The sequence below is a fragment of the Geobacillus sp. genome, assembly GCF_017515625.1.
In the GTDB taxonomy this organism is placed as follows: domain Bacteria; phylum Bacillota; class Bacilli; order Bacillales; family Anoxybacillaceae; genus Geobacillus; species Geobacillus stearothermophilus.
Map to the genome: position 1 here is coordinate 1 of NZ_JAFWFM010000184.1, position 10,793 is coordinate 10,793.

Genomic DNA, 10,793 nt, shown 5'->3' on the forward strand with positions numbered 1-10,793 from the left:
CCCTTTACGCTTCCCTTCGTTCCGAAGGTGTCCGTTCTAGCCATATTCTATCCTATTCGTTGGCTAACGCCAACCGAAATTCATCTCCCACTTTCACTGGTGCTGGCGCACCTTCACGTTTAGAAGTAGGAGACTTCTTTCCGAGGGAAGTTAAAGGTTTCCTTGTCGGCTTGGGCGACGACTGTTCGCAAATCAACCAACTCTCTCCGCAATGCGTTGACCAAACATTTCGGTTCATAATCGCGAAAATCGCGAATCCGACCATCAAACTCATCATCGATCGATTGGTTATAGTAGCCATCGATAAAGTATCGCAATGTCTTGAATCTCTCTTCCACTCTTGCCCTCGCCATTCTAGTCTCCTCCCCTGGCTCAACAAATCGCAATCTCTTTTCTCCCTCCCGTTCAGAAATCAAGCCCGTTTTTCATTGCCGCTCATCACCGCCCCACGCGATAGCCAAGCCACGCCAGCCACACGCCACACGAATACGTAGCCGCCAAATAAACGACCACCTTCGCCCATTGGCGCTGCTGCATCATTTGCACACTTTCCCATTTCAACGTCGAAAACGTCGTGAACGCGCCCATGAAGCCGGTGCCGACAAGTAGCTTCGTCGCATCGGCGGCGCCGCTTCCGGCGAGCCAGCCAAGCAAAAAGGACCCAAGCAAGTTGACAATGAGCGTCCCTATGGGAAAACGCGGTGAACGCCGAGCCGCCCAGCGGCTGACGGCATAACGGCAGATGGCGCCAAAAAAACCCCCCATCATCACCAATAGCGGTGCGGTCATCATGCTATTTCCTCCTTTCGCTTTGGATGGGCGGCAACATATCCCGCCCATGCGGCGGCTAGGCCGCCGAACAGGCTGGCGGCGATATACACGGCCGCCATGCCAAAGCGCCCTTGTTCCATCCATTCCACACATTCGACGCTGAGCGTCGAAAACGTCGTATACGAGCCGATGAACCCGGTCGTCGCCGCTGTTTTCAGCCACGGCGGCCAAGACGGGCGGCGGGTGAACACCACCGTAAGCCAGCTGAGCAAAAACGAGCCGGTCCAGTTCACCAAAAGCGTTCCGAGCGGAACCCCTCCCAACCAGGCAGCGGGCACGACAAGACCAACGACATAGCGGACAAGCGCGCCGATCATGCCGGCTGCGCCGACGGCGAGATAGACCAATAACCATCCCTCCTTCGTAAAATAAACAGACTCCTGCCGCTTTTCATTTGTAGCAGGAGTCATCAGCCGGAAGCCGGCGGTTATGGCGAACTCCATCGCCTATAACGTTTTCTTGTTTGTTATTTTACCATAATGTCCCCTTCCCATGTGAAGGACAGCAAACAGGCGGCATTTTGCCAAAAAAGAAGGCTGATTGTGCTAGGCTTCTCTAGTTGAGAAAAGACAGGATTCAGCGGTATTTTTACCCGCCCACCAGTCTTCTAGCGGGCGCGGCGAAATCCGTGCTCTTCGAACATTTGCAGCGCTGGACCGCTTGTCAAATACGAGTAAAACTGTTGCGCCTCCTTGAGATGTTTGCTCGTCTTGACGACACCAAGCGGATAGACGATCGGGTCGTGCATGCCGCTTGGCACTGCAGCGACGATATTGACGTTCTCCGAGGCAAGCGCGTTCGTCCGGTACACAAATCCGGCGTCGACATTGCCGGTTTCCACATACGTCAACACTTGGCGAACGTCTTTCGCGTACACGAGCTTCGGTGCCACCTTCTCCCACAGCCCCGCCTTCTCCAACGTTTGTTTCGCGTACATGCCGGCCGGAACCGATTCGGGGATGCCGATGGCGATCCGTTTGACGCGGATGATGTCATCGAGCGACTGAACCGCTCCTTCCCCTTGTTTTGGCGCAATGAGGACGAGTTCGTTCGCCAGCACTGTTTTTTCGTGTTTGGAATCGATCAACCCTTCTGCTTTCAATTTTTCAAACGGCTCAGCGGCCGCCGAAAAGAAAAGATCGACCGGCGCCCCTTCGGAAATTTGCTTTTGCAACGCGCCCGACGCACCGAAATTGTATTGGATGCGGATGTTCGGATGCTTTCGTTCAAACGCCGTTTTCGCTTCTTCCAGCGCTTCTTGCAGACTAGCGGCGGCGGAGACGGTGAGCTCCACTTTATCCGCCGATTTCGTTTGCCCCTTCCCCTCTTTTGATCCGCTGTCGCAGCCATACAAGCAGAACAGCAAGAGCAATACGGCAAGCCATGCGATTTTTCGCATCTGTCTCCCCCTTATCTTTTTATATGTAATGATATCTAATTATAAATAATAATAAGTAGTTAGGAAAGAAAAATTTTTTCCCCATGCGTTCTTTGCGCTACAATGAAAGAAAGGAGGATGGCATGATGACGGAGCCGCAGTCATACACGATTGAAGAAATCGCTTCCTTATTAAAAGTGTCCAAACTAACGGTGTACGATTTAGTGAAAAAAGGGAAGCTGCCCGCCTTTCGCGTCGGGCGGCAAATGCGGATTACCGCGGATGATCTTCGCCGGTACATCGACGGGCAAAAAGGGGAGACAAGCCCCGTTTCTTCCGCCGTTTCACGGCCGGTCGAAGCCGCCGTTCGCCCCATCATCATCAGCGGCCAAGATGCGGCGCTCGATTTGCTTGGCGTCCATCTGGAAAAAAACGGCCCTTATCAATCGCTCCGCACCTACACGAGCAGCCTCAATGGGCTGATCGCCCTGTATAAAGGGCAATGCGACATCGTCAGCGTGCATTTGTTTGACGGGCAGACAGGCGAGTACAACCGTCCGTATGTGGAAAAGCTGTTGACAGGCCATGCGTACATCATGGTGAACGTCATGCGCCGGCCGATTGGATTTTATGTGTCAAAAGGCAATCCTCGCAGCATTCAAACGTGGCGCGACTTAGGAAGGAGCGACGTCGTGATCGTCAATCGGGAGAAAGGGGCCGGGGCGCGCGTCCTGTTAGATGAACAGCTGCGCCTGCATGGATTGTCGCCGTCCGCCATTCGCGGCTATGAACGCGAGGAAACAAGCCATTTGAGCGTCGCCTCCGCGGTGGCGTCAGGTCTCGCCGATGTCGGCATCGGCACGGAAAAGGTGGCGCGAATGGCCGGCGTCGAGTTCATTCCGCTAATGAACGAACAGTATGATGTCGTCATGCTGCGGACGCCGGAGAATGAATCGCTCATCGCTTCCGTGCTCGACGTGCTCCGCTCCGATTCGTTCCACGCCGAACTCGAAGCGCTCGGCGGGTACGATGTGTCGCAAACCGGGCGCATTATAGCTGAACGCGGCTGACAGGGCATCCACCTTTGTTAGCATCTTTCGTTTTCTGAATCTGTTTGAAAACGAGCTCTCATCAAAAAAAGCTGTTCCAAAAGCCCATCGCTTTCGGAACAGCTTTTCGTTTTACCCGCGCAACACGGCGCCAAATTGCTGCTCGACCGCCGCCAATACCCGCTCATAGACGGCCGTGACTTCTTCATCCGTGAGCGTCCGCTCCGGATCATAGAAGCGGAGCGAGAAGGCGAGCGATTTTTTCCCGGCCGGCAGGCGCTCGCCTTGGTAGACGTCAAAGAGGGAGACGTCTTTGACAAGCGGTTTCCCGGCTTCGGCGATCGCCTGCTTCAAGGCGCCGGCTTCGACCATTTCGTCAACGACCAAGGCGATGTCGCGCACGACCGACGGGAAGCGCGGAATCGGCTCGTAGCGGATCGCTTCGCTTTCGGCGTTCAACAGATCGGTCAAGGCGAGCTCGAACACGTACGTTTCTTTTAAATCGTACTCTTTTTGCACGGCCGGATGGAGCTGGCCGACAAAGCCGATCACCTTGCCGTCAAGCGCAATCTCCGCCGTCCGTCCCGGATGCAAATCGGCGCGCTTGGCCGGCTTGTACTCGATGCGGGCGGCGAGTCCAAACAAGTCGAACAAGCCGTCCAAAATGCCTTTGGCAACGTAAAAATCAACGGCCTTTTTCTCTCCTTGCCATAAATGGGCGTGCCATAAGCCGGTGAGAACGCCGGCGAGGCGCTCTTTTTCCGCTGGTTGGACGCCTTCTCCTTTGGACAAGTAGACAGAGCCGATTTCGTACAAGGCGACGTTCTCGACTTGGCGGGCGCGGTTGTAGCTCGCCGCTTCAAGCAGATGCGGAATTAAGCTTTGCCGCAAAACGCTCCGCTCTTCGCTCATCGGCAGCGCCAAGCGGACCAATTCGGCCGTCTCAAGCGCAAAGCGCGCCGCTTTGTCCGGGCTCGTGAGCGAATACGTGATGGCTTGGAACAAGCCCGCCCCTTCCAAATAGCGTCGGACGCGGCGGCGCTTCGCCTGATGCGGCGTGAGTCCGCCCGGCTTCGCCTCCGCCACCGGCAGCGTCGCCGGCAGACGGTCGTAGCCATACAGGCGCGCCACTTCCTCGATGATGTCTTCTTCAATCGCAATGTCGCGCCGACGCGACGGGACATCGATCGTAAACGTTCCGTTGTCTTCTGTGAACGGAAATTGCAAATTCGAAAGAATCACGGCCACTTCCTCTTTCGACATCGCCGTGCCGAGGACACCGTTGATGCGTTCGAGCGTGACCGTCACCACCACTGAGTCTTGGCGCCACACGCTCGCTTCCACGACGCCGCCGACGACCTCGCCGCCGGCGTATTCGGCCATCAGGGCGGCGGCGCGCTCGAGTGCTTCTTTCGTCCGCGCCGGATCGATGCCTTTTTCAAACCGAGTGCTCGCTTCGCTGCGCAGCCCGTGGTCTTTTACCGCCTGGCGGATGACCGGGCTTGTAAAGTACGCCGCTTCAATAAACACGGTTTTCGTGTCATCGCGCACTTCCGAATTCGCCCCGCCCATCACCCCGGCTAAGGCGACCGGCTCGCGGCCGTTCGTGATGACAAGGTGGTCTTCGGTCAGCTTCCGTTCGACATCATCAAGGGTGATGATCGTTTCGCCCGCTTTTGCACGGCGGACGACAATCTCCTTCGAACCGAGGCGGTCGTAGTCAAACGCATGAAGCGGCTGGCCGTACTCAAGCAAAATGTAGTTCGTAATGTCGACGACGTTGTTGTGCGGGCGAATGCCGGCCGCCATCAAACGCGCTTGCATCCAAAGAGGCGACGGGCCGATCCGGACGTTTTTCACAATCCGCCCGGCGTACAGCGGGTTGTCTTCCGGCGCCTCGACGCGGACGGAAATGTAGTCGTGAACGGTTTCGTTCGTTTCTTTGACCGCCGCTTTCGGCAACTTTACTTCACGTCCGAGAATGGCCGCGACTTCATAGGCGACGCCGATCATGCTTAAACAGTCGGCGCGATTGGGCGTCAAAGACAGTTCGAGCACTTCATCGTGCAAGCCGAGCCATTCCAGTGCATCGGCGCCGACCGGCGCATCGCTCGGAAAGACGAAAATGCCGTCTGCATACTCTTTCGGCACGACTTTCGTTTCGACGCCGAGCTCTTGGAGCGAACAAATCATTCCGTTCGATTCTTCCCCGCGCAGCTTCGCCCGTTTGATTTTGAAATTGCCCGGCAGCACCGCCCCGACTTTGGCGACGGCGACCTTTTGCCCTTTGGCGACGTTCGGGGCGCCGCAAATGATTTGCACCGGCTCGCCTTCGCCAAGGTCAACGAGGCATTTCCGCAGTTTATCCGCGTTCGGATGCGGCTCGCACTCGAGCACATGGCCGATGACGACGCCGTTCATCCCGCGGTCGAGCGCCTCAACCCGCTCGACTTCAATGCCGCTTTTCGTGATGCGATCAGCGAGTTCCGCGGCGGTGACCCCCGTCAAATCGACGTACTCGCTCAGCCAACGGTAAGACACGAGCATGGAAAACCCCTCCTTTTTCTGTTACACACGCAAAAATTGCCGCAAGAAACGTAGATCGTTTTGATAGAAATGACGGATGTCGTCAATGCCGTACTTCAGCATCGCGATCCGCTCCGGCCCCATGCCGAACGCAAAGCCGGTGTACGTTTTCGAATCAAAGCCGGCCATCTCAAGCACGTTCGGATGCACCATGCCGGCTCCTAAAATTTCGATCCAGCCGGTGCCTTTGCAGACGCCGCAGCCCCGCCCTTCGCATCGGAAGCAGGACACATCGACTTCGACCGACGGCTCGGTGAACGGGAAAAAGCTCGGCCGGAAGCGGATGTCGCGCCCTTCCCCGAACAGCTTGCGGGCAAATTCGCGCAGCGTCCCTTTCAAATCGCTCATCCGGATGTTCCGGTCCACAACCAATCCTTCAATTTGCGTAAACTGGTGCGAATGCGTCGCATCGTCCGTATCGCGGCGGTACACTTTGCCCGGACAAATGATTTTCACCGGGCCGCGCCCGCGGTGTTTTTCCATCGTCCGCGCCTGCATCGGCGATGTGTGGGTGCGAAGCAAAATCTCCTCCGTGATGTAAAACGAATCTTGCATATCGCGGGCCGGGTGGCCTTTTGGCAAATTGAGCGCCTCAAAGTTGTAATAGTCGGTCTCGATTTCCGGCCCTTCGGCGACCGTATAGCCCATGCCGATAAACAAATCTTCAATTTCTTCAATGACGCGTGTCAGCGGATGGGGATTGCCAAGACTCACAGGTCGTCCCGGCAGCGTCACATCGATCGCTTCGGCGGCCAGCTTCCGCTCGACTTCCTCCTGTTCCAGTTTCGCTTGTTTCGCCTCGAGCGCCTGCTGAATCGCCGCTCTCACTTCATTGGCCAGCGCGCCGAGTTTCGGGCGCTCTTCCGGCGGCAATGCCCCCATGCCGCGCAGCACTTCGGTGATCGGCCCTTTTTTGCCCAAGTAAGCGACGCGCACGTCATTCAGTGCTTTGACGTCTTTCGCCTCATCGATTCGGCGAAGCGCTTCTTGCTTCAGCTCGTACAGCCGTTCTTTCACTTAAGTCCCTCCTCTATCCAAAATAAAAAACCCGCCCCCCGGTAAGGGACGAGTTGTTGCTCGCGGTACCACCCTTGTTAACAGCACAAATGTGCTGTTCGCTTCATTGCGATAACGGCCGAAAGCCGGAACACCTTTACATCCCCTTTTGGGATGGTCCCGGTGCCAACTCGGGAGGTGAACTTCACTTGCGTCGGCCATAAAAACGCTCCCAGTCTCCGGCGTTTTCTCCCTGGATGGCGAGCGGCAAGCTACTTTTCTCCGTCATCGTTGTTGTCCGTATGGAAAATGTCGCTATTTATTATACGCAAAGAAAACGGCAAAGGCAAGGTCAGGCCGAAATTTCTTTGCGCAGCTCATCGTTTACCGCACCGCCTGCAAGGAATAAAGCAAAATTCCGGCCGCGACGGCGACATTCAGCGACTCGGCTTGGCCGTAAATCGGGATGTAGATGGTTTCCGTCGTCATCTCGAGCCATTCGCGCCGGACGCCGCTTCCTTCATTGCCGACGAGCAAGGCGAAGGAAGACGAAGGCGGAACGGTGCGGTAATCAACGGCATTCTCCAAGGCCGTTCCGTACACCGGAATGCCCTGCTCCTTGAAACGCGCGATCCATTGCGCCAAATCGCCTTTGACAACCGGAAGATGAAACAGCGACCCTTGCGTCGCCCGCACGACTTTCGGATTGTACACATCGGCGCACCCTTCGCCAAGGATGACAGCATCGATCCCGGCGGCATCGGCGGTGCGAATCATCGTCCCGAGATTGCCCGGGTCTTGCACGGCGTCAATGAGCAAGGCGGTCTTCACGCCTTCAAGCTCGGCCGGTAGCTGTCGGCACACCGCGGCGATGCCTTGCGGCGTCTCCGTGCTGCTGATCGCCTTCATCACCGCTTCGGTCACGATCACAACCGGGACGCTGACGTCCCAGCCGGGCGGGATGGCTGTCCGCTCGTCCACCATCAGCTCAACAAGCGGCGCTCGGCTTTTTACAGCCTCTTCGACAAGATGAAACCCTTCAAGCAAAAACAATCCGGTCTCATCGCGCCCTTTTTTGGTCTGCAGCTTTTTCCATTGTTTGACGCGCGCATTTTTCGGCGATTCGATCCGCTTCACCGTTTCGTCCCCCAATGTTTGGCGATAAACTCGTCGCGCCCGGACGCGGCGCGGTCTTGCTTGTAATGCTCCGGATTTTTCTTATGGTAGTTTTGATGATACTCTTCCGCCGGGTAAAACGTCGTCGCCGGCAAAATTTTCGTTACAATCGGCTTCGAGAAGCGCCCGCTTTCCTCGAGCGCCCGCTTTGACTGCTCGGCGAGCTGGCGCTGTTTTTCGTTATGGTAAAAAATCGCCGTCCGATATTGCGGCCCGCGGTCGTGAAACTGGCCGCCGTCATCGGTCGGGTCGATTTGACACCAATACAGCTCCAACAGCCGCTCATACGGAAAGACGTCCGGGTCAAACGTGATTTGCACCGCTTCGTAATGGCCGGTCGTGCCGGTTTTCACTTGCTCGTATGTTGGGTTTTCGACATGCCCGCCCGTATAGCCGGAGACGATGCCGTAAATGCCGTCAAGCTCCTCAAACGGCGTCACCATGCACCAAAAGCAGCCGCCGGCGAATGTCGCTTTTTCCATTGTGTCGTCACCTCATTCGTCAAGTTTCTTCATTTGATTATAACAAAATGTGTGCCGTTGTCATCTTTCACGACCAAAGCCAAGTTCCTTCACAAAGCCAGGCTCGTTCCGTTCCGCACGCCGGCCGCTCGGTTTCTCGTCCATCGTCGCCATCACTCATTTCGGTCTAGTTTTTCCTCTATTTATACCATATACGAGAGCCGCTCCATGTATAAATCCGCCGCCATTGGCAAACGATAACGGTGTATAATACGGCCAATGAGGTGAGACAAATGGATTTGAACTTGCGGAAAGCCATTATGCACAACGTCGCCAACAACTCGAAAGAACAGCTCGAGAATACAATCGAGGACGCGATCCAGCGTGGCGAGGAAAAATATTTGCCCGGCCTCGGCGTCCTCTTTGAAGCCATTTGGACGCACGCCAATGAACAGCAAAAAGACATGATGCTCACCACGCTCGAGCAGGCGGTTAAACAATGACGAACACCGGCCGAATTGGCCGGTGTTTTTATTCGTCAAACGTCAGTTGTTTCACTTTGTCGGCGTCAAGCCGTTTGATCACTTCGACAAGCAGCTTGACCGTGTTCTCGTAGTCGTCGCGATGCAAAATGGCGGCGTGCGAGTGGATGTAGCGCGTCGGGATGGCGATCGTGAGCGACGGAACGCCGATGCCCGTTAAATGAATCGCTCCCGCATCCGTACCGCCGCCCGGCATGGCATCAAAATGGTACGGAATGTTCAGCTCTTCCGCCACTTCGATGACGAATTCGCGCAAGCCGCGGTGCGACACCATCGTCGCGTCGTACAGGACGATGTGCGGGCCGGCGCCGAGTTTGCCCATCGCTTCTTTTTCCGACACGCCCGGTGTATCGCCGGCAATGCCGACATCCACCGCAAAGGCGATATCCGGCTGAATGAATTGGGCGGCCGTGCGCGCGCCGCGCAAGCCGACTTCTTCCTGCACCGTGCCGACGCCGTATACCGTGTTTGGATGGTCGACGCCTTTCAGCTGCTTGAGCACATCGATGGCGACCGCACAGCCAATCCGGTTGTCCCATGCTTTCGCGAGCAGCATTTTTTCATTGTTCAATACCGTAAATTCAAAATACGGCACGATCATATCGCCCGGGCGGACGCCCCACTCCATCGCTTCCTCGCGGCTTGTCGCGCCGATGTCGATGAACATATCTTTGATTTCCACCGGTTTTTTGCGCGCCTCCGGCGGCAGAATGTGCGGCGGCTTCGAACCGATGACGCCGGTGATGTCGCCTTTTTTCGTCACGATCGTCACGCGCTGGGCGAGCATCACTTGGCTCCACCATCCGCCAAGCGTTTGGAAGCGGATGAATCCTTTGTCGTCGATTTGCGTCACCATAAAGCCGACTTCATCCAAATGGCCGGCGATCATCACTTTCGGCCCGCCCGATTTCCCTTCTTTTTTGGCAATCAAGCTGCCGAGGCCATCCGTTGTCACTTCATCCGCATACGGAGCTATGTATGTCTTCATCACATTGCGCGCTTCCCGCTCATTGCCCGGGACGCCTTTCGCATCGGTCAGCGCTTTCAGCATCGTCAACGTTTCGTCCAACTTCGCCATCTTGGCACTCCTTTCCGGTTTTGTCCACTTTTTTATTATACTTGAAAAGGCTGACTATTGGCAAAATGAATCATTCGCCATCCAAAAAAAGATCAATAGCGCTCGTTTTGCCGCTTGTGGTTCACTTCATTTTTCCGCCGATACGCCGCCTCGATGTCATCGGAAGAAAAACCGAGCGCCACGCCAAGCCGCCAATACTCCGCAAACAGCGCATCATATTCCCCTCGCGCTCTCGTCTCCCCGAACCGCTCGGCGGCGCGAAACACGGCAAGAAACTGCTCGACAAGCGGCCGTCCCGCCGACGGAGCTTCGTTTTCTTCATAAAACAAGCCGCACTCCAGCCCGAGCGACAATAAAAAATGCAAGCCGTCCACATATTCCTCAAGCACTCGCTCGGCTGGCGCGGGCGGTTTGATGCTCCAAAATTTAAAGCAACGCGTCTCATTCGCGAGTTCACCCAGCTCCACAAGAAAGGCGAGCTGCTTGCGGGCAAACAAATCTTCCTCCATCAAGCCATGCTCCGTTTCAATGCGCCGATCCAACATGCGCTGCATATCGTAAAGCAAAGGCCAATTCATTCTTTCCTCCCCTTTCTACCTCAGGTATTGTCAAAAGTTTATCCTCCACACTCACGGTTTTCCCTTGAGTTTCAACGGTTGGAAGAAAAAAAGCTTGCCACCCCCGTTGTTTTCGGCC

12 protein-coding genes, 1 riboswitch and 1 other annotated feature are annotated in these 10,793 nt (G+C 55.9%); of the genes, 2 read left to right on the forward strand and 10 right to left on the reverse strand.

Annotated features, from left to right (window positions below; genetic code table 11):
• Positions 1-119: 119 nt before the first annotated feature.
• The 4 genes from IKE44_RS10855 to modA all read right to left on the reverse strand — a co-directional run bounded on the left by IKE44_RS10855 (position 120) and on the right by modA (position 2,230).
• Complete coding sequence (locus tag IKE44_RS10855) at positions 120-353, reverse strand: contact-dependent growth inhibition system immunity protein (protein ID WP_183084387.1); 234 nt, start codon at positions 351-353, stop codon at positions 120-122.
• Positions 354-438: 85 nt separating this feature from the next.
• Positions 439-789 carry a fluoride efflux transporter CrcB gene (crcB, locus tag IKE44_RS10860; RefSeq protein ID WP_033006429.1) on the reverse strand — a complete coding sequence of 117 codons (351 nt, stop codon included), beginning with the start codon at positions 787-789 and terminating at the stop codon, positions 439-441.
• Positions 789-1,178: a fluoride efflux transporter FluC gene (locus IKE44_RS10865; RefSeq protein WP_033006426.1), complete on the reverse strand. Its 390-nt coding sequence runs from the start codon at positions 1,176-1,178 to the stop codon at positions 789-791. The genes crcB and IKE44_RS10865 overlap by 1 nt, the downstream gene beginning before the upstream one ends.
• Before the next feature lie 46 nt (positions 1,179-1,224).
• A riboswitch (Fluoride riboswitch) is annotated at positions 1,225-1,287 on the reverse strand.
• A 151-nt stretch (positions 1,288-1,438) separates the two neighbouring features.
• The gene (gene modA, locus IKE44_RS10870; protein WP_287465886.1) at positions 1,439-2,230 is read right to left on the reverse strand and encodes a molybdate ABC transporter substrate-binding protein; all 792 of its coding nucleotides are present in this window, start codon (positions 2,228-2,230) and stop codon (positions 1,439-1,441) included.
• Positions 2,231-2,355: 125 nt separating this feature from the next.
• Here modA and IKE44_RS10875 point away from each other — a divergent pair, with 125 nt between their 5' ends.
• Positions 2,356-3,279, forward strand: coding sequence for a helix-turn-helix transcriptional regulator (locus IKE44_RS10875; RefSeq protein ID WP_033014389.1), 924 nt, complete (start codon positions 2,356-2,358; stop codon positions 3,277-3,279).
• A gap of 111 nt (positions 3,280-3,390) precedes the next feature.
• Here the strand turns inward: IKE44_RS10875 and pheT are convergent, their stop codons facing one another.
• The 4 genes from pheT to msrA all read right to left on the reverse strand — a co-directional run bounded on the left by pheT (position 3,391) and on the right by msrA (position 8,498).
• Entirely contained in the window at positions 3,391-5,805 is a 2,415-nt protein-coding gene (pheT, locus tag IKE44_RS10880) for a phenylalanine--tRNA ligase subunit beta (protein WP_287465888.1), read from the reverse strand.
• A 21-nt stretch (positions 5,806-5,826) separates the two neighbouring features.
• Complete coding sequence (gene pheS / locus IKE44_RS10885) at positions 5,827-6,861, reverse strand: phenylalanine--tRNA ligase subunit alpha (protein ID WP_033014393.1); 1,035 nt, start codon at positions 6,859-6,861, stop codon at positions 5,827-5,829.
• A gap of 41 nt (positions 6,862-6,902) precedes the next feature.
• Positions 6,903-7,138: a binding site (T-box leader), on the reverse strand.
• Between the two features lie 86 nt (positions 7,139-7,224).
• On the reverse strand, positions 7,225-7,977 hold the full coding sequence (locus tag IKE44_RS10890; RefSeq protein ID WP_049624977.1) for a TrmH family RNA methyltransferase: 753 nt from the start codon (positions 7,975-7,977) through the stop codon (positions 7,225-7,227).
• Positions 7,974-8,498 carry a peptide-methionine (S)-S-oxide reductase MsrA gene (gene msrA, locus IKE44_RS10895; RefSeq protein WP_013144533.1) on the reverse strand — a complete coding sequence of 175 codons (525 nt, stop codon included), beginning with the start codon at positions 8,496-8,498 and terminating at the stop codon, positions 7,974-7,976. Before msrA ends, IKE44_RS10890 begins: the two co-directional genes overlap by 4 nt.
• 272 nt (positions 8,499-8,770) lie before the next feature.
• Here msrA and sspI point away from each other — a divergent pair, with 272 nt between their 5' ends.
• Positions 8,771-8,980: a small acid-soluble spore protein SspI gene (gene sspI, locus IKE44_RS10900; RefSeq protein WP_015375579.1), complete on the forward strand. Its 210-nt coding sequence runs from the start codon at positions 8,771-8,773 to the stop codon at positions 8,978-8,980.
• Positions 8,981-9,008: 28 nt separating this feature from the next.
• Here the strand turns inward: sspI and IKE44_RS10905 are convergent, their stop codons facing one another.
• Both IKE44_RS10905 and IKE44_RS10910 read right to left on the reverse strand, forming a co-directional pair.
• Positions 9,009-10,097, reverse strand: a complete 1,089-nt coding sequence (locus tag IKE44_RS10905) for a M42 family metallopeptidase (protein ID WP_287465890.1) — start codon at positions 10,095-10,097, stop codon at positions 9,009-9,011.
• A 92-nt stretch (positions 10,098-10,189) separates the two neighbouring features.
• A complete protein-coding gene (locus IKE44_RS10910) occupies positions 10,190-10,675 on the reverse strand; it encodes a dUTP diphosphatase (protein WP_011232188.1) in 486 nt (161 codons plus the stop codon).
• Between the last annotated feature and the right edge of the window lie 118 nt (positions 10,676-10,793).

Excerpts from the sequence above, each read along its gene's own strand:
- IKE44_RS10910 (WP_011232188.1), bottom strand. The coding sequence starts at position 10,675 with ATGAATTGGCCTTTGCTTTACGATATGCAGCGCATGTTGGATCGGCGC.
- IKE44_RS10875 (WP_033014389.1), top strand. The coding sequence starts at position 2,356 with ATGACGGAGCCGCAGTCATACACGATTGAAGAAATCGCTTCCTTATTA.
- pheT (WP_287465888.1), bottom strand. The coding sequence starts at position 5,805 with ATGCTCGTGTCTTACCGTTGGCTGAGCGAGTACGTCGATTTGACGGGG.
- sspI (WP_015375579.1), top strand. The coding sequence starts at position 8,771 with ATGGATTTGAACTTGCGGAAAGCCATTATGCACAACGTCGCCAACAAC.
- modA (WP_287465886.1), bottom strand. The coding sequence starts at position 2,230 with ATGCGAAAAATCGCATGGCTTGCCGTATTGCTCTTGCTGTTCTGCTTG.
- crcB (WP_033006429.1), bottom strand. The coding sequence starts at position 789 with ATGACCGCACCGCTATTGGTGATGATGGGGGGTTTTTTTGGCGCCATC.
- msrA (WP_013144533.1), bottom strand. The coding sequence starts at position 8,498 with ATGGAAAAAGCGACATTCGCCGGCGGCTGCTTTTGGTGCATGGTGACG.
- IKE44_RS10905 (WP_287465890.1), bottom strand. The coding sequence starts at position 10,097 with ATGGCGAAGTTGGACGAAACGTTGACGATGCTGAAAGCGCTGACCGAT.
- IKE44_RS10855 (WP_183084387.1), bottom strand. The coding sequence starts at position 353 with ATGGCGAGGGCAAGAGTGGAAGAGAGATTCAAGACATTGCGATACTTT.